23 protein-coding genes are annotated in these 21,858 nt (G+C 66.9%); 10 read left to right on the top strand and 13 right to left on the bottom strand.

Annotated features, from left to right (window positions below):
• Nucleotides 1–27 precede the first annotated feature (27 nt).
• The 9 genes from KQ304_RS09400 (at nucleotide 28) to ilvD (ending at nucleotide 8,167) form a co-directional block, all read left to right on the top strand.
• Complete coding sequence (locus KQ304_RS09400; protein ID WP_259736840.1) at nucleotides 28–171, top strand: hypothetical protein; 144 nt, start codon at nucleotides 28–30, stop codon at nucleotides 169–171.
• A gap of 112 nt (nucleotides 172–283) precedes the next feature.
• A complete protein-coding gene (locus KQ304_RS09395) occupies nucleotides 284–781 on the top strand; it encodes a DUF2231 domain-containing protein (RefSeq protein WP_259736839.1) in 498 nt (165 codons plus the stop codon).
• A complete protein-coding gene (locus KQ304_RS09390) occupies nucleotides 781–1,356 on the top strand; it encodes a DUF2231 domain-containing protein (RefSeq protein WP_259736838.1) in 576 nt (191 codons plus the stop codon). The genes KQ304_RS09395 and KQ304_RS09390 overlap by 1 nt, the downstream gene beginning before the upstream one ends.
• A complete protein-coding gene (locus KQ304_RS09385) occupies nucleotides 1,353–2,282 on the top strand; it encodes a cytochrome c oxidase subunit II (protein WP_259736837.1) in 930 nt (309 codons plus the stop codon). The genes KQ304_RS09390 and KQ304_RS09385 overlap by 4 nt, the downstream gene beginning before the upstream one ends.
• A gap of 4 nt (nucleotides 2,283–2,286) precedes the next feature.
• Complete coding sequence (locus tag KQ304_RS09380) at nucleotides 2,287–3,978, top strand: cbb3-type cytochrome c oxidase subunit I (RefSeq protein ID WP_259736836.1); 1,692 nt, start codon at nucleotides 2,287–2,289, stop codon at nucleotides 3,976–3,978.
• A 3-nt stretch (nucleotides 3,979–3,981) separates the two neighbouring features.
• The gene (locus KQ304_RS09375) at nucleotides 3,982–4,596 is read left to right on the top strand and encodes a heme-copper oxidase subunit III (RefSeq protein WP_259736835.1); all 615 of its coding nucleotides are present in this window, start codon (nucleotides 3,982–3,984) and stop codon (nucleotides 4,594–4,596) included.
• A complete protein-coding gene (locus KQ304_RS09370) occupies nucleotides 4,593–6,095 on the top strand; it encodes a GMC oxidoreductase (RefSeq protein WP_259736834.1) in 1,503 nt (500 codons plus the stop codon). Before KQ304_RS09375 ends, KQ304_RS09370 begins: the two co-directional genes overlap by 4 nt.
• Before the next feature lie 35 nt (nucleotides 6,096–6,130).
• Entirely contained in the window at nucleotides 6,131–6,427 is a 297-nt protein-coding gene (locus KQ304_RS09365; protein WP_259736833.1) for a hypothetical protein, read from the top strand.
• A gap of 69 nt (nucleotides 6,428–6,496) precedes the next feature.
• Nucleotides 6,497–8,167: a dihydroxy-acid dehydratase gene (gene ilvD / locus KQ304_RS09360; RefSeq protein ID WP_259736832.1), complete on the top strand. Its 1,671-nt coding sequence runs from the start codon at nucleotides 6,497–6,499 to the stop codon at nucleotides 8,165–8,167.
• On the opposite strand, the gene KQ304_RS09355 is transcribed toward ilvD, so the two are convergent.
• The 7 genes from KQ304_RS09355 to glpX all read right to left on the bottom strand — a co-directional run bounded on the left by KQ304_RS09355 (nucleotide 8,158) and on the right by glpX (nucleotide 15,142).
• Nucleotides 8,158–8,595 (bottom strand): hypothetical protein, encoded by a 438-nt coding sequence (locus KQ304_RS09355; protein ID WP_259736831.1) that lies wholly within the window; start codon nucleotides 8,593–8,595, stop codon nucleotides 8,158–8,160. The two genes, ilvD and KQ304_RS09355, sit on opposite strands and share 10 nt — an antisense overlap.
• Nucleotide 8,596: 1 nt before the next feature.
• Nucleotides 8,597–9,151 (bottom strand): CIA30 family protein, encoded by a 555-nt coding sequence (locus tag KQ304_RS09350; protein WP_259736830.1) that lies wholly within the window; start codon nucleotides 9,149–9,151, stop codon nucleotides 8,597–8,599.
• A gap of 14 nt (nucleotides 9,152–9,165) precedes the next feature.
• Nucleotides 9,166–9,897, bottom strand: a complete 732-nt coding sequence (gene pgl / locus KQ304_RS09345) for a 6-phosphogluconolactonase (RefSeq protein WP_259736829.1) — start codon at nucleotides 9,895–9,897, stop codon at nucleotides 9,166–9,168.
• Nucleotides 9,897–11,312 (bottom strand): NADP-dependent phosphogluconate dehydrogenase, encoded by a 1,416-nt coding sequence (gndA, locus tag KQ304_RS09340; protein WP_259736828.1) that lies wholly within the window; start codon nucleotides 11,310–11,312, stop codon nucleotides 9,897–9,899. The genes pgl and gndA overlap by 1 nt, the downstream gene beginning before the upstream one ends.
• 87 nt (nucleotides 11,313–11,399) lie before the next feature.
• Nucleotides 11,400–12,695 carry a glucose-1-phosphate adenylyltransferase gene (locus tag KQ304_RS09335; RefSeq protein ID WP_259736827.1) on the bottom strand — a complete coding sequence of 432 codons (1,296 nt, stop codon included), beginning with the start codon at nucleotides 12,693–12,695 and terminating at the stop codon, nucleotides 11,400–11,402.
• Between the two features lie 121 nt (nucleotides 12,696–12,816).
• Complete coding sequence (locus KQ304_RS09330; RefSeq protein ID WP_259736826.1) at nucleotides 12,817–14,127, bottom strand: glutamyl-tRNA reductase; 1,311 nt, start codon at nucleotides 14,125–14,127, stop codon at nucleotides 12,817–12,819.
• Between the two features lie 10 nt (nucleotides 14,128–14,137).
• Nucleotides 14,138–15,142, bottom strand: coding sequence for a class II fructose-bisphosphatase (gene glpX / locus KQ304_RS09325; RefSeq protein ID WP_259736825.1), 1,005 nt, complete (start codon nucleotides 15,140–15,142; stop codon nucleotides 14,138–14,140).
• A gap of 166 nt (nucleotides 15,143–15,308) precedes the next feature.
• Between glpX and rpe the strand changes: the two genes are divergently transcribed.
• Nucleotides 15,309–15,992 (top strand): ribulose-phosphate 3-epimerase, encoded by a 684-nt coding sequence (gene rpe, locus KQ304_RS09320; RefSeq protein WP_259736824.1) that lies wholly within the window; start codon nucleotides 15,309–15,311, stop codon nucleotides 15,990–15,992.
• A 137-nt stretch (nucleotides 15,993–16,129) separates the two neighbouring features.
• On the opposite strand, the gene ccsB is transcribed toward rpe, so the two are convergent.
• The 6 genes from ccsB to typA form a co-directional block, all read right to left on the bottom strand.
• Nucleotides 16,130–17,086, bottom strand: coding sequence for a c-type cytochrome biogenesis protein CcsB (gene ccsB, locus KQ304_RS09315; RefSeq protein ID WP_259736863.1), 957 nt, complete (start codon nucleotides 17,084–17,086; stop codon nucleotides 16,130–16,132).
• Nucleotides 17,087–17,108: 22 nt separating this feature from the next.
• Nucleotides 17,109–18,314 (bottom strand): LptF/LptG family permease, encoded by a 1,206-nt coding sequence (locus tag KQ304_RS09310; RefSeq protein WP_399228984.1) that lies wholly within the window; start codon nucleotides 18,312–18,314, stop codon nucleotides 17,109–17,111.
• Nucleotides 18,311–19,039, bottom strand: a complete 729-nt coding sequence (gene lptB / locus KQ304_RS09305) for an LPS export ABC transporter ATP-binding protein (RefSeq protein ID WP_259736823.1) — start codon at nucleotides 19,037–19,039, stop codon at nucleotides 18,311–18,313. The genes KQ304_RS09310 and lptB overlap by 4 nt, the downstream gene beginning before the upstream one ends.
• Nucleotides 19,036–19,581 (bottom strand): LPS-assembly protein LptD, encoded by a 546-nt coding sequence (locus KQ304_RS09300; protein WP_259736822.1) that lies wholly within the window; start codon nucleotides 19,579–19,581, stop codon nucleotides 19,036–19,038. Before KQ304_RS09300 ends, lptB begins: the two co-directional genes overlap by 4 nt.
• Nucleotides 19,582–19,681: 100 nt before the next feature.
• A complete protein-coding gene (locus KQ304_RS09295; protein WP_259736821.1) occupies nucleotides 19,682–20,047 on the bottom strand; it encodes a DUF309 domain-containing protein in 366 nt (121 codons plus the stop codon).
• Complete coding sequence (typA, locus tag KQ304_RS09290) at nucleotides 20,044–21,849, bottom strand: translational GTPase TypA (RefSeq protein WP_259736820.1); 1,806 nt, start codon at nucleotides 21,847–21,849, stop codon at nucleotides 20,044–20,046. The genes KQ304_RS09295 and typA overlap by 4 nt, the downstream gene beginning before the upstream one ends.
• Between the last annotated feature and the right edge of the window lie 9 nt (nucleotides 21,850–21,858).

The following is a 21,858-nucleotide window of genomic DNA, read 5'->3' as shown; positions in this document are numbered from 1 at the left end:
ACTGGGGACATCCCCGCGGCCAACCCCGTGCCTCTGCCTTCTGTCTCCACGGCCACGTTGCTGGCTGAATTCACCACTGAGGAGTGGATGTGGAGCGGCGGCTTGATTGAGATCAGCCTGGTGCTGGCGGCCCTGCTGGGGGCCGTCTGGCTGGTTGGCCGCCGCGGCTGATGGCTGCAGGCTGCTGGCTGCAGGCTGCTGAGAACCGCATTCCCTGACCGTGGTCACCCCCGCAGCATGCGGCCTCCGAAGCTGGATGGAGTGGCAGGTCGGGTGAGCGCCCATGTTCGAGCTTCTCCCTCCCCTCAACGATCGCAACCTTCCCTGGATCGACACGATCCACCCGATCGTCGTCCATTTCGTGATTGCGATGGCCCTGATCGCCTTCGTCTTCGACGTCATCGGTCGTCTGGCGGGCAAGCCGTCGCTCTACGAGGTGAGCTTCTGGAATCTGCTCTTCGCCACGGTGGCGATCTTCATCGCGATCATCTTCGGCCAGGTGGAGGCGGGGCTGGCCAATCCCTACGGCGCCTCCCGCGACATCCTCAACCTGCACAGCACCCTCGGCTGGGTGCTGGCCGGGGTGCTCTCGGTGCTCACCGCCTGGCGCTACGTGATCCGCAGCCGTGACCCGCTGCAGCTGCCCCTGGCTTTTCTGGGTGCGGGCAGCCTGCTCAGCGCCCTGGTGGTGGTGCAGGTGGTGCTCGGCAACCAGCTGATCTGGGTCTATGGCCTGCACACCGTCAAGGTGGTGGAGGCGATGCGCGCAGGACTGGTGTGATGGAGCTTGGAGCCAATGATCTGCCCTACCGGCTGCCGATCCACCCGAACCTGGTCCATCTCACGATCGGCCTGTTCGTGATCGCCGTCGCCTTCGATATCGCCGGGGCGCTCTTTCCCTTCGAGAAGCGTCTGTTCCGCTTCCTGGCCCTGCCGGTGACCCGCTCCGGCCTGCACGATGTGGGCTGGTACAACCTGCTGGCCTGCTGCCTGATCAGCTTCTTCACCGTGGCGGCGGGTTTTGTGGAGATGCAGCTGGCTGATCCGCTTCCCGGGATCACCAGCAGCTTCGCCATGGGCAGCACCGCCACCATGCTCTGGCATGGGGCCGTTGGCGTGGCCCTGCTGTTCGCGATCGTGCTGATGACCGTCTGGCGTGGCTTTCAGCGCTTCCGCTGGCGCCGTGAGATGGGCCGTCAGGTGCAGTGGAGCTACCTGCTGGTGGGTCTGCTGGTGTTTGCGCTGATGGCCTGGCACGGCACCCTCGGCGCCCAGCTGGGGGTGGAGTTCGGCGTGCACGTCACGGCCAGCCAGCTGCTGGGCGAAGGCGCCAGCCTGCGTGAGGCCCTGCCATGACCTCCACCCCGCAGCGCTTTCCCTGGCCCCGGCTGATCGGCCTCGCCCTCTGGCTGGTGCTGCTCACCCTGTTCAGCCTCTGGATGGGGGCCCAGGTGCCCCGCTGGCTGCCGGTGTCGGCCTCGTCGGCGGCACCGCTGGTGGATGGCCTCTTCGGTTTCGAAACGGCCGTCGCCACCTTCGTGTTCGTCGGGGTGGTGTCGGTGATGGTCTGGGTGGTGCTCTTCAACCGCGCCGAGAAGTACGACATCAGCGATGCGGAGCCGATCGAGGGCAACACCGCCCTGGAGATCACCTGGACCGTGATTCCCCTGGTGCTGGTGATGGGCATCGCCTTTTACACGATCCAGGTGAACCGCGAGATCGGCCTGATCGGTCCCATGGACCACTCCCATGCCCCAGCCAGCGCCAGCTCCGCTGCCGGCGCCTCCATGCCAGGCGGCGAGGTGCAGGTGATCGCCCGCCAGTGGTCGTGGGAGTTCCGCTACCCGGTGGCGGGGGTCTCCTCCACGGAGCTGCACATGCCGATTGATCGCCGCCTCGGCCTGCAGCTGGAGAGCGAAGACGTGATCCACGGCTTCTATGTGCCGGCCTTTCGGCTCAAGCAGCAGGTGATCCCAGGCCGCTCGATCACCCTGTTCATCACCCCCACCCGCGCAGGCCGCTACCGCCTGCGCGACTCGGAATACAGCGGCACCTGGTTCGCCGCCAACCAGGCCGATGTGGTGGTGGAGAGCGAGGAGGCCTACCAGGACTGGCTGCGGCGCGCCTCCCGCCTGCCGCTGCAGCCGGGCCTCAGCGAGGCCTCGCGCGAGTACGCCCAGCAGCTCAGCGGCGATCGCCCCAGCGGTTACGCCACCATCGCCCCGGCCCCGCCGCCGCTGGTGAATGTGCCCGGCTCCAACACCCTTCCCCACGACGGCTGATCCCATGACCTCCACTGCCGGCGTTGATACGCGCATCCTCAAGGCCCCCCATCCGGTGCCCGGTGCCCCGGACAACTGGAAGCGCTTCTTCAGCTTCAACACCGATGCCAAGGTGATCGGCATCCAGTACATCGTCACCGCGCTGTTCTTTCTGCTGGTGGGCGGCCTGCTGGCGATGATCATGCGCGGTGAGCTGATCACACCGGAGGCGGATCTGGTGGATCGCACCGTGTACAACGCCCTCTACACGATGCACGGGACGATCATGCTCTTCCTGTTCATCTTTCCGGTGCTCAACGGTCTCAACAACCTGCTGATTCCCTGCATGATCGGCGCCCCCGACATGGCCTTTCCCAAGCTCAATGCCGCCGCCTTCTGGATGGTGCCGGTGTTCGGGGTGATCCTGATGGCCAGCTTCCTGGTGCCGGGGGGTCCGGCCTCCTCCGGCTGGTGGTCGTACCCGCCGGTGAGCCTGCAGAACCCCCTGGGGCACCTGATCAACGGGGAAGCCCTCTGGATCCTGGCGGTGGCTCTCTCGGGCATCTCCTCGATCATGGGGGCCGTCAACTTCGTGACCACGATCCTGCGCATGCGTGCCCCTGGCATGACCCTGGGCCGCATGCCGATCTTCTGCTGGACGGCCCTCTCGGCCCAGACGATTCAGCTGATCGGTCTGCCCGCCCTCACCGGCGGTGCTGTGATGCTGCTGTTCGACCTGGCGGTGGGCACCTCCTTTTACCGGCCGGAGGGCGGCGGTGACCCGGTGCTCTACCAGCACTTCTTCTGGTTCTATTCCCACCCCGCCGTCTACGTGATCATCCTGCCGGTGTTCGGGGTGTTCTCCGAGCTGTTTCCGGTGTATGCGCGCAAGCCCCTGTTCGGCTACCCCTTTGTGGCCGGGGCCTCGCTGGTGATCGTGGGGCTGAGCCTGATCGTCTGGGTGCACCACATGTTCCCCAGCGGCGTTCCCCAGTGGATGCGCGATGTCTTCATGGTCACCACCATGCTGATTGCGGTGCCCACCGGCATCAAGGTGTTCGCCTGGCTGGCCACGCTCTGGGGAGGAAAGTTACGCCTGAACACGGCCATGCTGTTCGCCCTCGGTGGCCTGTTCAACTTTGTGTTCGCAGGCGTCACCGGCATCATGTTGGCCACGGTGCCTGTAGATATCCACGTCAACAATACCTATTTTGTGGTGGGCCACTTCCATTACGTGATCTATGGAGCGGCCACCATGGGTGTCTACGCCGCGATCTACCACTGGTTCCCGAAATTCACCGGGCATATGTATTATGAAGGCCTGGGCAAGCTGCACTTCCTGCTCACTTTTGTGGGCACCAACCTCAACTTTTTCCCGATGCATCCCCTCGGGCTGATGGGCATGCCCCGCCGGGTGTCGTCCTACGACCCGGAATTCGCCTTCTGGAATGTGATCGCCAGCCTCGGGGCTTTCCTGCTGGGGGTTTCGATCATTCCCTTCCTGCTCAATCTGGTGAGCTCCTGGGTGCGGGGGCCGAAATCCCCGGCCAATCCCTGGAAGGCCATCGGCCTGGAGTGGCTGCTGCCCTCACCGCCCCCGGCTGAGAACTTCGAGGATCACGTGCCCACCGTGATCAGCGCTCCCTACGGCTACGGCACCGGCCGGCCGCTGGTGGAGCACCAGGATGAAATCGAGCGCGCCCTTCTCAAGACCTGAGCCATGACCATCAGCCCTCCCCTCGACTCCACCAGCTCCCCCCAGGGCCCATCCCCAGCGGGCCACAGCGCGGAGCACGCCAACCACAGCCTCACCGGCTTCATCATCTTTCTCTGCTCTGAGAGCGTCATCTTTCTGGCGTTCTTCACGGGCTATGCGGTGCTGAAGCTCTCAGCCCTGCAGTGGCTGCCGCCTGGGGTGGAGGGGCTGGAGTGGCGCAGCCCCCTGCTCTACACCGTGGTGCTGGTGTCCAGCAGCGGCACGGTGGCCCTGGCTGAGCGCTGCCTTTCCAAGGGCCAGCTCTGGGGCTTCCGTGCCTTCTGGCTACTGAGCATGGCGATGGGGGCAGTGTTCCTCTATGGCCAGGCGATCGAATGGCGCTCGCTGTCTTTCGGGATCACCAGCGGCAGTTTCGGCAGTTGCTTCTACCTGCTCACCGGCTTTCATGGCCTGCATGTGCTCAGCGGCATCCTGCTGATGGCCCTGATGCTGCAGCGCTCCTTCCGCCCGGCCAACTACGCGGCTGGTGAACAGGGGGTGATCGCCACCTCCCTGTTCTGGCATTTCGTGGATGTGATCTGGGTGATGCTCTTTCTTCTTCTTTACGCCTGGTCATGATCCTCGACGACCAGCACCACGATGTGATCGTGATCGGCTCCGGCGCCGCCGGAGGCACCCTCGCTGGAGCGCTGGCGGCCAGGGGCCGCTCGGTGCTGCTGCTGGAGCGCGGCGGGGCCATGGATCTGGCCGATCAGAACGTGGCCAGCGTCGATCTGTTCCGCAAGGACCGCTATCACCCCGGCGACGACTGGTTCGGCCCCGATGGCGATCCCTTCTCCCCCCAGACGATCTACGCCCTGGGCGGGAACACCAAGATCTGGGGCGGGGTGCTGGAGCGCATGTGGCCGCGGGAGTTCGAAGGCCTGCCCCTGCAGGAGGGCGTGGCCCCCGCCTGGCCCCTCGGCTACGACGAGCTCGCCCCCTGGTACGACAGGGCTGAGGTCCTCTACAGGGTCCATGGCCGTAGCGGCACGGATCCGCAGCAGCCGCCGCGCAGCGGCCCCTACCCCCATGAGCCGCTGCCGCTGGATCCGCTGTTCGAGCCCCTGCGCCAGGGCCTGCAGCGCCAGGGCACCCATCCCTACGACCTGCCGCTGAGCTGGTCGGAGCAGCTGGAGGATCCCAGCGGCGACGCGGAACTGTTCGGGGTGCAGCCGGCCCTGGAGCAGCCCGGCACCCGCCTGATCAGCAACGCCCGCGTCACCAAGCTGCACGTGGATCCCAGCGGCCGCGAGGTCAAGGGGGTGGAAGTGGAGATTGATGGTCAGAACTGGCTGTTCCGCGGCGATCAGGTGGTGCTGGCCGCCGGTGCGGTGAACACTCCGGCCCTGCTGCTGCGCTCCCGCAGCTCAATCCACCCCCACGGCCTGGCCAATGGCAACAGCCAGGTGGGCCGTCACCTGATGAAGCCCCAGCTCACCGCGATCCTGCAGCTGGCCCGCGAACCCCACAGCGGCCGCTTCCCCCGCAGCCTCGGCGTCAACGACTACCTCTGGGGGGATCAGAACGTCAGCTTCCCGCTCGGCCATATCGAAACCGGTGGTGGGGTGCTGCAGGACGCCCAGTTCGCCGAATCGCCCCCGGTGCTCTCCCTGGTGACGCGGCTGCTGCCCAACACGGCCCTGGAGCAACTGGCGGTGCGCTCGATCTGCTGGTGGGCCATGAGTCCGGTGCTGCCCGACCCCGAGAACCGCATCGAGCTGCGCGGCGAGCGGCTGAGCATCCAGTACCTGGCCAACAACCTCGAAGCCCACGACCGGCTCGTGTACCGCTGGCTCTCGGTGCTCAAGGCCGTGGATGCCGATCCGCTCACCCCCGAGGTGCGCCCGGCTCCCTTCTATCCCCGCGGTGAGGCGCCCCTGGCGGTGATCGGCCACGCCTGCGGCACCTGCCGCATGGGAGCGGATCCAGCCACCTCCGTGGTCGATCGCAACGGCCGCGTCCACGGCCTGGCCAATCTCACCATCGCCGATGCCAGCGTCTTCCCCAGCTGCCCGATCGTCTCGCCAGGCCTCACCGTGATCGCCAACGCTCTGCGGGTGGCGGAGCAGCTCTAAGCTCGTCCCATCGGGGTTTGCAGGATCGAGCAGCCATGGCCGAACGCGGATCTCCCGTCAGTCCCATCCTGGCCAGCGCCATCGCCGGGGCGGTGATCGGTGCGGCTGGTCTGGCCTGGTGGTTGCTGGCTGAAGCCGAGCGCCGCCATCTGGCCCTGCGTCAGCGCCGCACTCTGGCGCTCTCGCGGCTGCAGGGGGGCTTCCGTGACAGCGAGGAGGGCGAGGAGCGGCGGCCCCTGCTCAAGCACGAACTGCAGCACAAGGTGAACGAGCTCAACCGGGCGATCGAAGACGTGCGCCGCCAGCTGGAAACCCTCAGCCCCGAAGCCTGAGCTTCAGCAGCCCGCTTCAGCGCTGGTGTCATGCCTCGGTAAGTTGCTTGCGGTGCCACTGAAGGGTTCATGCTCCGTTCCGCCGCCATCACCGCAGGGGTTCAGCGTTCTCCCAACCGAGCCATGTTGCGGGCCGTCGGTTTCGGCGACGGTGACTTCAACAAGCCGATCATCGGCATCGCCAACGGCTACAGCACGATCACGCCCTGCAACATCGGCCTCAACGAGCTGGCCCGCTGCGCTGAGGAGTCCGCCCGCCTGGCGGGGGCCATGCCGCAGATGTTCGGCACGATCACCGTCAGCGACGGCATCTCGATGGGCACCGAGGGGATGAAGTATTCCCTGGTGAGCCGCGAGGTGATCGCCGACTCGATCGAAACCGCCTGCAGCGCCCAGAGCATGGATGGCCTTTTGGCCATCGGCGGCTGCGACAAGAACATGCCCGGCGCCATGCTGGCGATGGCGCGCATGAACATCCCGGCGATCTTCGTGTACGGCGGCACGATCAAACCCGGCAGGCTCGGCCCCTGTGATCTCACTGTGGTCAGTGCCTTCGAGGCGGTGGGCCAGTTCTCCGGCGGTCGCATCGATGAAGACGAACTGCTGGCGATCGAGAAGAACGCCTGTCCCGGTGCCGGCAGCTGCGGCGGCATGTTCACCGCCAACACGATGAGCTCCGCCTTCGAGGCCATGGGCCTGAGCCTGCCTGGCAGCTCCACCATGGCCGCCGAGGATCCCGAGAAGGCCGAGAGCGCCAGCCGCTCCGCCGAAGTGCTGGTGCGGGCGATCGAGGCCAACATCTGCCCCCGCGATCTGATCACCCGCGAGGCGATCGAGAACGCCATCAGCGTGATCATGGCGGTGGGGGGCTCCACCAATTCGGTGCTGCACCTGCTGGCGATCGCCCGCACCGCCGAGGTGCCGCTCACGATCGATGATTTCGAAACCATCCGTCAGCGGGTGCCGGTGATCTGTGATCTCAAGCCCAGCGGCCGCTTCGTGACGGTCGATCTGCACCGCTCCGGTGGCATCCCCCAGGTGATGAAGCTGCTGCTGGATGCGGGTCTGCTGCACGGTGACTGCCGCACGATCGAAGGCCTCACGCTCAAGCAGGTGCTGGCCGACGTGCCCAGCGAGCCCCCGGCCGATCAGGAGGTGATCCGGCCCCTCTCCAATCCCCTCTATGCCAAAGGTCACCTGGCGATCCTCAAGGGCAACCTGGCCACCGAGGGGGCCGTCGCCAAGATCAGTGGCGTCAAGACCCCGGTGATCACCGGCCCGGCCCGGGTGTTCGAGAGTGAGGAGAGCGCCCTGGAGGCGATCCTCGCCGGTGGGGTCCTTGCCGGTGATGTGGTGGTGGTGCGCTACGAGGGGCCGGTGGGCGGGCCCGGCATGCGCGAGATGCTCTCTCCCACGGCCGCGATCGTGGGTCAGGGGCTGGGTGAATCGGTGGCGTTGATCACCGACGGCCGCTTCAGCGGTGGTTCCTACGGCCTGGTGGTGGGCCATGTGGCTCCCGAGGCCGCCGTGGGCGGCACCATCGCCCTGGTGCAGGAGGGCGACAGCATCACCGTGGATGCCCACCAGCTGCTCATCCAGCTCAATGTGGAGGCCGGTGAGCTGGAGCGGCGTCGGGCGGCCTGGTCGGCACCCGAGCCCCGCTACCGCAGGGGAGTGCTGGGCAAGTACGCGCGGCTGGTGAGCAGCAGCAGCCTGGGGGCCGTCACCGATCAGGACTGAGCAGGGCTGATCAGGGCCCGCAGCCGCCGGGCCAGGGCCTCCAGCGCCGCACCGGCGGGCGGCCGCTCGCAGCGCTGGCCGCTGTCGCCATCCATCCAGACCGGGTGCTGGCCCTGCCAGAGCATCGGTTGATCCGTCTGCTCGGGCCAGCTCAGCATCAGGTGCAGGTCTTCGCCGCTGCGGTAGATCTCCAGCTCGATGTCGTTGAGCTCCGCCCGCTCGCCATCGGCCCGGCGGCAGAGCAGCCGCAAGGTGCATTCATCCTCGTTTGGCTCGGCCTCAGGCCCCGCCGAGATCAGCTCAGGTGCTCCGGAGCTGATCACCACAGCGTGCCGGTTCGGCTTCATGCAGAGATCAGCCGCTGCCGCCACCCGCCTGAGCAGGTCGCTGGGGCCGGGCCCATCAACGGCTGCGCTCAGGCTCTCCACCTCAGGGGACGGCCCGGATTGCTTCCACAGCGAGGCGCAGGGCACCGGCGCGGAAGCCGGGATTGGGTCGGCCATCGTCGCCGAATCTGGAGTGCAGGATCTGCAGCCGCGTGATCCGGCCGGCATCAAAGCGCAGCAGCGGCAGCGTCATGGGCTGGGCCCGCAGCGAGGGTTTGAGCTGGCTGAAGGGGATCTCCACTGTGGTGAGGCCATCAGGGCTGGTGGCGAATTCGCTCACCCAGCGCAGCCCGCCCGGGATCAGCTCGGTGAGGCCGGCCACCCCATCGGCGCAGGCCACCGCCAGCTTGTAGCGCCGACCATCGCCGCGCAGATCCATCTGCAGCGCCCGGTAGGCACTCAGATCCAGGGGCGGCGAGAACAGGGGGGAGCGGCAGCTCACGAAGCCGCCGCCGGCCTCGATCACCTCCGCCTCCAGCACCAGCCCCGATGGTCCGCTGCGGCAGACGCCGCTGCTGCTCCCGCCCATGATCGTGTCGTTGAGGGCCAGCCAGCCGCTGAAGCCATCACCACTCACCACCAGCAGAGGTGCCACCATCAGGGCCAGCTCGATCACTCCTCCAAGCCTGCCGCAGCGGCGGCATCGGCGAGGATCAGCACCGGCTGACGGGGGCTCACCAGCCGGGCCGGCGTGCGCTCGGGTGATTCATCGGGATCCAGCAGCCGCCGCAGAGCCTGCTGCTTGCCCGCTCCGCTCACCTGGAACAGCACCTGGCGGGCCGCACTCAGCACCGGAGCGGTGAGGGTGACGCGGGGCAACCCCTTGCCCTCGCTCACCGTGGCCTCACGGTCGGTCACTGCGGTGGCGGCGGTGCCGGGAAAGAGCGAGGCCGTGTGGCCGTCTTCCCCGAGCCCCAGCAGCACCAGATCGAAGACCGGTGGATCGCCGGGGCAGGTCCTGGCCACCAGGGCGGCGTAGGCGGCAGCGCTGGCCTCGGGGCTCTCCAGATCGGTGGGCACCGGCTGGAAATGGGCCTCGCAGCCAGGGGCCTCCGCCAGCAGGGTCTGGCGCAGCATCAGGGCGTTGCTGGAGGGGTCGTCGGCCGCCACCCAGCGTTCATCGCCCAGCAGCACATCCACCCGTTGCCAGGGCAGCCGCTCCCGCGCCAGCAGCCGGTAGGCGGCGGCGGGGGTGCCACCGCCAGCGAGGGCGATCTGGGCCCGGTCACGCTGGGCCAGGGCCAGGTCGATGCAGGCGGCGATGGTCTCGGCGGTGCGCCGGGCCAGTTCGTCGCCATCGGCGGCCACTTCGATCCGGTAGCTGGCCGGCGGCTGACTGCGCATCACAGCCACTCGGTGTGGAAGCTGCCTTCGCGGTCCACCCGTTGGTAGGTGTGGGCGCCGAAGCAGTCACGCATGGCCTGCAGCAGGTTCTGGGGCAGCCGGGCCGTGCGGTAGCTGTCGATGTAGTCGAGGGTGCTGCTCAGGCAGGGCACCGGGATGCCGGCCAGGGCCGCCCCGGCCACCACCTGGCGCAGGCCGCTCAGACGGGCGTTCACCTGCTCGGCGAACCAGGGGTCCACCATCAGGTTGGCCAGATCCGGATTGGTGTCGTAGGCGTTCTGGATGCGCTGCAGCAGCTTGGCGCGAATGATGCAGCCCCCCTTCCAGATCTGGGCGATCGAGGAGAGGTTGAGGTTGTAGTCGTGCAGGGTGGAGGCCTCCACCATCAGGGCCATGCCCTGGGCGTAGCTGGCGATGCAGGCCAGGGTGATGGCATCACGCAGGGCCGGCATGCCCTCGGAGGGCTCCCCCAGCGACACCGCCGCCGCCTCGGGAGCGCCGATCACCTGGGCCGCCAGCTGCCGCTCGCCGTGCAGGGAGCTCATCACCCGGCCATTGAGCGCCGCGTAGATGGTGGGCACCGGCACCCCCATTTCGAGGGCGCTGACCACGGTCCAGAGACCGGTGCCCTTCTGGCCGGCCACGTCGAGGATCTTCTCCACCAGATCGCCGCCATCCTCGGGATCACGGGTGCGCAGGCACACCTCGGTGATCTCCACCAGATAGGAGGAGAGCTCTTCGAGCTGGTTCCAGCCGTCGAACACCTGGGCCATCGCCAGGCCATTCATGCCGGCGCAGCGCTTCATCAGGTCGTAGGCCTCCACCAGGATCTGCTCGATCCCGTACTCGATGCCGTTGTGGACGGTCTTGACGAAATGGCCGGCGCCGCCGGGGCCGATGTAGGTGACGCAGGGGCCATCCTCGACCTGGGCGGCCATCTTGCGCACCAGCCCTTCGATGGCGTCGTAGGCGGCCTTGGTGCCGCCGGGCATCATGCTCGGACCCTCCAGGGCCCCCTTGGCGCCTCCGGAGACCCCCATGCCGATGTAGCCGAAGCTCTGGCTCTCCAGCTCCTTCACCCGCCGCTCGGTGTCGGTGTAGAGGGAGTTGCCGCCGTCGATCAGCAGATCGCCGTCCTCCAGCAACGGCGAGATCTGGGCGATCATGGCGTCGATCGGTGCGCCCGCCTTGATCATCATCAGGATGCGGCGGGGCCGCTCCAGGGCACCGACGAACTCTTCAAGGGTGTGGGCGCCGATGATGTTCAGCCCGGCAGCCCGCCCCTTGAGGAAGTCTTCGGTCTTGGCGTAGGTGCGGTTGAAGACGACGCTGGAGTAACCGTTGCGTTCGGCGTTGAGGACCAGGTTCTCGCCCATCACTCCGAGGCCGATCAGGCCGAAGTGTGCTTTGCTCATGAGAAGTTGGCGTGCAGGCCGTTCGGCCTCAGTGTGGCCTTGCGCCTGCCCGAACGCCGTTGGCTCGGCCCCTGTGTCAGCAAGCGCTCAGATCACGGTGCCGTTGGCGATGGTGGCGTTCTTCTCCACCACCACGATGCCGTTGCGGATGTAGAAGCCCAGCTCCGGGCGATCCGCTTCCTCAATCCGGTCCTTGTTCACGATTGAAACGTTCCGGCCGATGCGCACGTTCTTGTCGAGGATTGCCCGACGCACGGTGGTGCCACGGCCCACGCCGACTGGAATGCCGCCACGCTCGCGCAGCACAGCCCGCTCCTCGCTGGATTCAAAGAAGTCGGCACCCATCACCAGGGTGTCCTGCAGCACCACCTCAGCTTCGATGCGGGAGCGCACGCCGAGCACGCAGTGAAGAATGCTGCAGTTCTGCAGCAGCGATCCTTCGCCGATGATCGACTGGGTGACCTGGGCATCCAGCAATTTGCTGGGCGGGAGGTAGCGGGGCCTGGTGTAGATCGGGAACTTCTCGTCGTAGAAGGAGAAGGCGGGCCTGGGCTGGTCGGTCAGGGCCAGATTGGCCTCGTAGAAGGCCCCGATCGTGCCGATGTCCTCCCAGTAGTCGTCGAAGAGGTAGGCCCTGAGGTTGTCTCCCTGGCCAAGGGCGGTGGGAATGATCTCCTTGCCGAAATCGGTGGAGCCGGGGTTCTGCGCCAGCAGATCGAACAGCGTGTTGCGGCTGAAGACGTAGATGCCCATCGAGGCCAGGTAGGGCCGGCGGGCGGCCTCGGCTTCCGCCAGGCCCAGGCTGGCGGTGTCCACCCTCATGGCCTCCAGGGCCGCGCCCTTGGGCTTCTCGGAGAACTCGCGGATGCGACCGTCGGCATCGGTGCGCATCAGCCCGAATCCTTCGGCCTGGGCGCCATCCACCGGCAGGGCTCCCACCGTGAGGTCAGCGCCCGATTGGATGTGGTGATCCACGAAACGGCTGTAGTCCATCCGGTAGAGCTGGTCACCGGAGAGGATCAGGTACTGATCCACATCCCATTCCTGGAACAGCCACTGGTATTTGCGCACGGCATCGGCGGTGCCCTCAAACCAGCTGGGACTGTCGGGGGTCTGCTGGGCGGCCAGCACTTCGACGAACCCCTGGCCGAAGCCCGCGGAGAGGTTGTAGCTCTGGGTGAGGTGGCGGTTGAGGGAGGCGCTGTTGAACTGTGTCAGCACGTAGATCTTGTTGATCCCCGAGTTGATGCAGTTGCTGATGGGAATATCGATCAGGCGATATTTGCCGGCGAGCGGTACAGCCGGCTTGGCCCGCATCTTCGTGAGGGGATAGAGCCGGGTACCGGCGCCTCCGCCGAGAATGATCGCCAGAACCCGCTTCATCACTGCCCTCCGAGACTGCTGCCGTCAGCGTGGGAGCACCGTACCGGATCAGGTGCCTGCCAAAGCCCGTCAGCCACAACTGAGTGCCGATTCGTGGTAAGTCGCTGTAGCCCAGGCGACATCAGCTCTCCTCTGGCTCGGCGTCGAGGGCAAACAGCTGGTGCAGCACCTGCATCGCCTGATGGCGCCGCTGGCGGGGCTGGGGTGCCCGCAGGTTGGTGACCGGGCTGTGCAGGATCTTGTTGATGATGCCCTTGCTCAGGGCCTCCACCACCTTGCGCTCCCGCACCGAGAGGTCGGGGCCCATGCGGCTGAGGGCCTTCTGCAGTTCCTGCTCGCGGATCTGCTCCAGCTGCTGGCGCAGGCGGTTGAGGGTGGGCACCGCCTCCAGCCCATCCCACCACTCCAGGAACTGACGGGCCTCCTCCTGCAGCAGCCCCTCGGCTTCGGCGGCGATGTCGCGCCGGGCCTCCTGGTTGCGGGTCACCACCTCCTGGAGGTCATCGACGTCGAAGGAATCAACACCGGCGAGCTGTCCCACATCGGCGCTGATGTTGCGCGGCACGCCGATGTCGACGAGCATCAGCGAGGAGCGCCGGTTGAGGCCGCCGAGCCGGCCGGCGTCGATGATCGGCTCCTCGGCTCCGGTGCTGGTGAACACCAGCGAGCAGGTGCTCAGGCAGTGGTCCAGATCGCTCAGGGGGCGGCACTGGACGGGGAACTCGGGGAAGTCGGCGGCGAGGGCCTCGGCGCGCTCGGCCGTGCGGTTGAGCAGCACCAGGCCGCGACAGCCCTTGGACTGGAGGTGTTGCAGCAGCAGCCGGGCCATGCGCCCGGCCCCCACCACCGCCACCTGCTCCTGATCCAGCGGCACCAGTTCGTCGAGGCCGCGGGCCTGGCCCACCTTGAGCTGGGCCAGCTCCACGGCGGCGGAGCTGATCGAGACCGCCCCGGTGCCGAGGTTCGTTTCGCTGCGCACCCGCTTGCCGGTGCTCACCGCCTGGTTGAGCAGGCGGTTGAGGATCGGTCCGATCGAACCGTGTTCCTGGCCCAGCCGCACCATCTTCTTCACCTGGGAAAGGATCTGGCCCTCCCCCAGCACCAGGCTGTCGAGGCCGGCGGCCACCCGCAGCAGGTGGGCCACCGCTTCCTCGTGGTGGTAGGTGAACAGGTGGGGGGTGAGCTCACCGAAATCCAGCCCGGAGTGCTGGCTCAGGAAGCTGCCCACGGCATGGATCCCCTGCTCGGGGCTGCGCAGCAGGGTGTAGATCTCGAGCCGGTTGCAGGTGCTGAGGATGGAGGCCTCGAGCACCTGGGAATCCCCACGCAGGTTCTGGAGGGATTCCTCCATGGTCTGCTCGGGGATGCTCAGTCGCTCCCGGATCTCGACCGGAGCCGTGCGGTGGCTGAGGCCGACAACGGCGATGTGCATGGGGGGCGGCTCAGCGCAGGGCGACGCTGAGAGCGCCGGGCTTGATGTGCACCGTATCGGTGAAGCGGGCCGACGAGTCGAGCGAGCTGATGATCAGGCTGCTGGTGCGGGTGCAGTCGCGCTCGAAGACCACCCCTTTGAACAGCAGGCCGGGGGTGATGCCGCTGCCGGCGAACACCACGTTCTCACCGGAGGCCAGCTCTTCAGCCTCATAGACCTTGTCGATGTCGGTGATGCCCATCGAGTTGAGCCGCTCGATGTTGCCTTCCTTGGTGTAGTCGGCCCACTCGCTGGTCTGGGCGATGGCGGGGTCGTACACCAGCTGGCCCTGGAAGTGGGCGCCGAGGCAGCGCAGGGCCGCCGCGGAGATCACACCTTCGGGAGCGGCGCCGATGCCCATCAGGCAGTGGGTGCCGGTGCCGGCGAAGCCGCAGGCAATCGCGGCCTGCACGTCACCGTCGCTGATGGGCTTCACCCGGGCGCCGGTGGCGCGGATCTCGGCGATCAGGTCCTTGTGGCGGGCGCGGTCCATCACCACGATCACCAGATCGCTGGCGGGCATGCCCAGGCAGGAGCTGAGGATGGCGATGTTCTCGGTGGCGCTCTTGCGGATGTCCACCTTGCCCTTGGCCGCCGGGGGGGCCGCCAGCTTCTTCATGTAGAAGTCGGGAGCATTGAAGAGGCCGCCGCGGTCGGAGGCGGCCAGCACGGCCATCGAACCGTCCTGGGCGTTGGCGCAGAGGTTGGTGCCCTCGCAGGGATCCACGGCGAAATCGACGCCGGGGCCGCTGCCGCTGCCCACTTCCTCGCCGATGTAGAGCATCGGCGCCTCATCCCGCTCGCCCTCGCCGATCACGATCCGGCCCTGCATGGCGATGGAGCCCATGCGGGTGCGCATCGCCTCGACGGCGGCGGCATCGGCCTCATCTTTCTTGCCGAGCCCGGTGAGGTGGGCGGAGGCGATGGCGGCCTGCTCGACGACTTCGAGCAGTTCCTGAATGAGGGTGCGATCCACGACGGTCCGGCAGGGGGGAGAGAAGGCGTCAGCAGAAAGACAGGCAGACCAGCTGCGGCAAGGTCTTTCCGACAAGAAGCGGGCGTCACTGTATCAGCGCCGTGTGAGGCCCCTGACCGTGCGTTCCTACAATCGGTGAGCTCCCTTGCCCCCGGTGGCCCCAACCATGAGCACGAAGCCTCTGGTGATCGCCCCGTCGATCCTTTCCGCTGATTTTGCCCGCCTCGGTGACGAGGTCAGGGCCGTAGACGAGGCTGGAGCCGACTGGATCCATGTCGACGTCATGGACGGCCGTTTCGTTCCCAACATCACCATCGGCCCGCTGATCGTCGAGGCCCTGCGCCCCGTCACCAGCAAGCCGCTCGATGTTCACCTGATGATCGTGGAGCCCGAGCGCTACGTGGGCGATTTCGCCAAGGCCGGCGCCGACCACATCTATGTGCAGGTGGAAGCCTGCCCCCACCTGCACCGCAACCTGGGTCAGATCAAGGACCTGGGCAAGAAAGCCGGCGCTGTGCTCAACCCAGGCACGCCCCTCGACACCCTCGAGTACTGCCTTGAGCTCTGCGATCTGGTGCTGATCATGAGCGTCAACCCCGGCTTCGGCGGCCAGAGCTTCATCCCCTCGGCCGTGGAGAAGGTGCGTCGCCTGCGCCGGATGTGCGATGAGCGCGGACTCGATCCCTGGATCGAAGTGGATGGCGGCCTCAAGGCCACCAACACCTGGCAGGTGGTGGAGGCCGGCGCCAACGCCATCGTGGCCGGCTCGGCCGTGTTCAACGCCCCCGACTACCGAGCTGCGATCGAGGGCATTCGCCACAGTCGCCGCCCGAAGGCCGCCCTGGTCTGAGCGGCAGTTCAGAGCGGCGGTTCAGAGCGATAGTTCGTTCAGCAGGACCGGAGACCAGGTTTCGACCTGGTCTCTTTTTTTGATGCTTGCCTGCTCCGGCGATCCCTGCTGCTGATCGGTAGAGGGATCAGAGGGGCTCAGGCCCCCAGAAACCAGCCGTAGCTGTGCAGGCCGATGCCCAGCAGGTTGACACCGATGTAGCAGACCACGATCACCACCAGACCGGCCGCCGCCACCAGGGCGGGACGGCGTCCCTGCCAGCCCCGGCTCAGGCGGCTGTGCAGATAGGCCGCGTAGACGAGCCAGCAGATCAGGGCCCAGGTTTCCTTGGGGTCCCAGCTCCACCAGCTGCCCCAGGCTTCGTTGGCCCACACGGCCCCGCTCACCAGACCAACGGACAGCAGCAGGAAGCCCACGGTGATCGTGCGGTAGCTGAGGCTGTCGAGCTGCTCGCTCACCCCGATCGAGACACTGCTCAGCCGCAGTTCGCCCGACTCAGTGGCCAGCTTGGCCTGACGGAAGCCGCCAGTGCCGATGGAGCTGCTGCGCAGTTGCAGGTCTTGGCCGCGATCGGTGAACAGCACCGCCACCGAGAGCAGCGATCCCACCAGCAGAGCGGCGTAGCTCACCATGATCACGCTCACGTGCATCACCAGCCAGCTGGAGCGCAGGGCCGGCACCAGCGGTGAGGCCTCCTGCAGTCGATCAGGCAGGGCAAAGCTGGCGAAGGCCAAGCAGCCCAGGGCCATGGGTGTGGCCGCCGCGGGCACCAGTGGACTGGGCCAGGAGCGCTCCACCAGCAGCTGGGTGAGCGTGCAGGCCCAGGCCAGGAAACAGAGGGATTCGTAGAGGTTGCTGATCGGGAAGTGACCCGAGTCCCACCAGCGCAGGGTGAGCTGGGCTGTGAGGCTCAAGTTGGCGGCGGCCACCAGCAGGCGCACGGGGCTGCTGGAGAGCCCGCCGCTGAGGCTCCAGAAGGCCAGGGGCAAGGCCACCAGCAGCAGGGCAAAGGCCAGCAGGCCGAGGGAGAGAACCGGATCGTTCACTGCAACGCGCTCAGGGCGGGGAGGATCTGCCTGCCAGTCTGCCTGCAGGCCTGTCGGCCTGAGGCCTGGTTCAGCGGCTGGCCTGGCGCAACAGCACCAGTCCCAGCAACAGGCCGAGCAGCACCGGTGTCCAGGCCGCCAGCAGCGGCCCGAGCGTGCCTTTCACCCCCAGGGAGCTGAAGATGAACGACATCAGGTAATAGGAAAAGATCAGCAGAACGCTGATGCCGAACCCCTGGCTGCGGCTGGTGCGGGCATTGGGCCGGACCCCGAGGCTGCTGCCGATCAGGCCGAACACCAGGCAGATGGCCGGGAAGGCGAACTTTTCCTGGATGCGCACCCTCAGCCGCCGGGACTCCTTCTGATCCCCGGCCTCCCGCAGCAGTACCTCAGCCCGCAGGGCCTCGGACACCGACATGCTGGCGGCATCCCTGGGCAGGGCCGCCAGCTTGAGCGGCCCCTCGTCGAGTGGATAGAGATAGCGATCAAACTTGGCTGAGGTGGTGGTTTCGCTGTCGCCCACCAGCACGATCTGCCCATCTTGGAATTCCCACATTCCCGCCTCTTCGTTCCAGATGCCCTTTTTGGCCTTGAGGATCTGGGTGCCGGTGGGACGGCTGAAGTCCAGCACCGTCACCTCCTCCATTTCGCCATCGTTGAACTGGCGTGAGTAGAAGAGCTGGGAGAGGTAGCGTTCGCTGCCCGAATCATTATTGGAGTTGGGGCGACGGCTGAAGCGTGAATAGATGATGTTGCTGCCCTTCTCGGCCGCGATCGCCTTGCCCAGGGCCTGATTCAAGGTGTTGGACGCTTCCAGGTTGGCGCTGGGAACGATCAGATCGTTGAACACGAAGGTGAGCATGCTCATCAGCACGGCCACGATCAGGGCCGGCAGGACCATGCGCCAGGTGCTCACCCCCACGCTGCGCAGGGCGATCAGTTCGCTGTTGCTGGAGAGGGTGCTGTAGGCCAGCAGGGTGGCCATCAAGGTGGCCATCGGAAAGGACAGCACCAGGAAGCCGGGCATTCGCAGACCCAGCACCTGCAGGGCGGTGACCAGCGGCAGCCCTGATTCGGCCACCCGCCGCACCAGCTCGAAAACCACCCCCACCGAGAGCGACACCGCCGTGAAGGCCGCGACACCGAACAGCAGGGGCCCCATCAGCTCGCTGGTGAGCCAGCGATCCATCAGTGGCAGGCGCTGCCAGAACAGGCTCAAGGGCCGCAGCAGGCGCTGAGCCGTGGGTTTGGCCAGGGGTGGGGTGGATGCGCTCACAGCTGAAATCCCTCACCCAGATAGTGACGCCGCACGAGCGGATCATGGGCCACCTCGGAGGAGCGGCCCGAGGCCAGAATGCTGCCCTCCGTGAGGATGTAGGCCCGATCGGTGATCGCCAGGGTTTCGCGCACGTTGTGGTCGGTGATCAGCAGGCCCATGCCGCGCTGGCGCAGGCTGCCGATCAGGACCTGCAGATCGGCCACCGCCAGGGGGTCGACGCCGGCGAAGGGTTCATCCAGCAGCAGGTAGCGCGGGCCCTCCTGGCCCACGGCCAGGGCCCGGGCCACCTCACAGCGGCGGCGCTCACCGCCGGAGAGCTGGAAGCCGCGGCGGTGCTGGAACCTGCTGAGATGGAATTCTTCGATCAACTGCTCCAAGCGCTGACGCCGCACCCGCAGCGGGGTGCCGCTCTGTTGCAGGGCCAGTTGCAGGTTCTCCCGGACGCTGAGCTGGCGGAACACACTGGCTTCCTGGGGCAGATAGCCGATGCCGAGCCGCGCCCGCTTGGGCATCGGCAGGCCCTCGACCCGACGGCCATCCAGCAGCACCTGGCCTCGATCGGGCCTGAGCTGGCCCGTCACCAGGTTGAAGGTGGTGGTCTTGCCCGCCCCGTTGGGTCCGAGCAGGCCCACCACCTCACCTGGGTCGAGCTCCAGGCTCACCTCGTTCACCAGGGGGCGACCGCCCAGGCTCAGGCTCACGCTCTCCAGGGAGAGGCTCATCGCAGCGGCGGCGGGAGGGGCTGGAGTGGCGCTCCCGGCGGCTTAACCTGGGGCGTGGTCTGAATCAGCAGTTTGCTGAACACCTGCTGGCCCTGCAGGGGCTGGGCGAGGGTGCGCTCCTGCTCCACCATGTAAGTGACCCGATCGGCCTTGAGCAGGTTGCCATCCTCCTGGATCACGTCCACATCACCGCTGAGAATGATCATTCCCTCGCGAGTGAAGTACTGGGCCTGGCGGGAGGTGGCCACCACCCGCTGATCGGGGTAAACGATTCGGACATTGCCCGTGGCCGTGATGATTCCGGTGACGTTGTCGGCCTGCTGCCGGTCGGATTCGATCGTGACCTGGCCGGTGGGTGCCGGGGCTGGTGCTGCTGCCGGCGCCGGTGCCTGCCCCACAGGCGGACCGACCTGCTCCCCAGGCCGGATCGGCTGGGCGTGGCCACTGGCCCCTGGGGCCAGCACCAGCAGCAGCGCGCTCAGGGCCGGCAACAGCCGCCGCCGTGGTCGAAGGAGCGATTCGGGCAACTCGATGGGGCTCACCTGGGCAGTGCTCACATCTCAGCGGCAAGGGTGGGTTTGAAGCCAGGCCGATGGGGCAATCTACGGGCCTGTGCCGGAAGCCCAGCGGCGGGGCGGACGCTCAGGTCTGTGGCCGCAGGCTGGGCAGGGGCAGGGCTGACGGGTTGTCGCCAGCTTGAAGAACACTCAGCCGGGCGGCACTGGCCTGGCGCAGATGGTCGAGGTCGAGACCGAGGGCCTCGGGACCGCTGCGGGCCAGACGGCCCAGCCCTTCACCCAGCAACACCGTGGCGCCGTTGCGGTTGCCGCGCTCCAGGTGGAGGTGGGCCACGGCGATCTGAAGGATCCCCTGGAGCACGGGACGGTCCGGGCCCAGGGTTTCATGCCACAGCTCCTCAAGCCCGTCGTGGCAGGCGTACCACTGGCCGGCATTGAAGAGGACGACCGCCTGCTGGAAGCGGAGGTCGTCCTCAAGGGCCTCGCTCAACGCTTGGCGGGCTTCTTCGACGGCAGCTTGCGCAGCCGGATCGATTCGGGCGTCACCTCCAGCATCTCGTCGGGGCCGATGTACTCCAGGGCCCGCTCCAGCGTCATCTGGATCGGCGACTGCAGGGTGTCGAGCACCTCAGCACCGGCCGAGCGGATGTTGGTGACCTGCTTGGCCTTGCAGACATTGAGCTCGAGATCGGGCGGGCGGTTGTGCTCGCCGACGATCATGCCCTTGTACACCTTGGCGCCAGGGGTGATGAAGAACTGACCGCGGTCTTCGGCGCCCTTGAGGGCATAGAAGGTGGCGGTGCCCTCTTCGTAGGCGATCAGCACGCCGTTGCGCCGTGCGTCGAAGTCGCCCTGCATCGGGCGGTACTCGAAGAAGGAGTGGCTCATGATGCCCTCGCCTCGGGTGGCCCGCACGAATTCGCCACGGAAGCCGATCAGGCCCCGCGCCGGCACCACGAACTCCAGCTGGGTACGGCCATCACTGCCGGTTTCCATGTTCTGCATCTCGCCCTTGCGCATGCCCAGCTTCTCGATGCAGCTGCCGACGGCATCCTCGGGGACATCCATCACCAGGGTCTCCACCGGCTCGCACGGGGTGCCATCGATGGTGCGGAAGATCACCTGGGGTTGCGACACCTGGAATTCGAAGCCTTCCCGGCGCATGGTCTCGATCAGGATGCCGAGGTGCAGCTCACCGCGGCCGCTGACGGCAAAGCGGTCCGGCGAGTCGGTGTCTTCGACGCGCAGGGCCACGTTGGTGAGCAGTTCCTTCTGGAGGCGATCGCGCAGCTGGCGGCTGGTGACGAACTTGCCCTCCTTGCCGGCGAAGGGGGAGTCGTTGACCACGAAGGTCATCTGCAGGGTGGGTTCGTCCACCCGGATCAGCGGCAGGGCTTCGGGGTGATCAGGGCAGGCGATGGTCTCGCCGATGTTCACTTCATCGAAGCCGGCCACGGCCACCAGGTCACCGGCGCGGGCCTCGGGGATCTCCACCCGCGCCAGGCCTTCAAAGCCCAGCAGCTTGCTGATGCGGCCGCGCTTGATGCTGCCGTCATCGCGGATCAGCGCTGCGCTCTGGCCGGCCCTGATCGTGCCGTTGTGCACCCGGCCGATCATGATCCGGCCGATGAAATCGGAGTAATCAAGCGTGGTCACCTGCATCTGCAGGGGCTTTTCGGGGTCGCCGACCGGGGGCGGCACGTGGCGCAGGATGGCGTCGAAGAGCGGCTTCATGTTTTCGCTCTCGGTGGCCATGTCGGGCTTGGCGTAGCCGCCCATGCCACTGCCGAAGAGGTAAGGGAAGTCGCACTGGTCGTCGTCGGCGCCCAGCTCGAGGAAGAGATCCAGCACTTTGTCGACGGCCTGCTCAGGGTCGACGCGGGCCCGGTCGATCTTGTTGACGAAGACGATCGGCCGCAGACCCTGCTCCAGGGCCTTCTTGAGCACGAAACGGGTCTGGGGCATCGGCCCCTCGTTGGCGTCGACGATCAGCAGCGCCCCGTCCACCATGCCCAGCACCCGCTCCACTTCACCGCCGAAGTCGGCGTGGCCGGGGGTGTCAACGATGTTGATGCGGGTGCCTGCGTAGGTGACCGCCGTGTTCTTGGAGAGAATGGTGATGCCGCGCTCACGCTCCAGGTCGTTGGAGTCCATGACACAGGTGGGAACGGCTTCGCCCTCGCGGTAGATGCCGGACTGTTGAAGCAGGGCATCCACCAGGGTGGTCTTGCCGTGGTCCACGTGGGCAATGATCGCGATGTTGCGGATCGGTGCGCTCTGCTTGGCGCTCATACGGGATTT

This window comes from Synechococcus sp. CS-1329 (assembly GCF_025128055.1).
Taxonomy (GTDB): Bacteria; Cyanobacteriota; Cyanobacteriia; order PCC-6307; family Cyanobiaceae; genus Regnicoccus_A.
The sequence above is the reverse complement of the archived record's forward strand: the minus strand, read 5'-3'. Positions and strand labels throughout refer to the sequence as shown.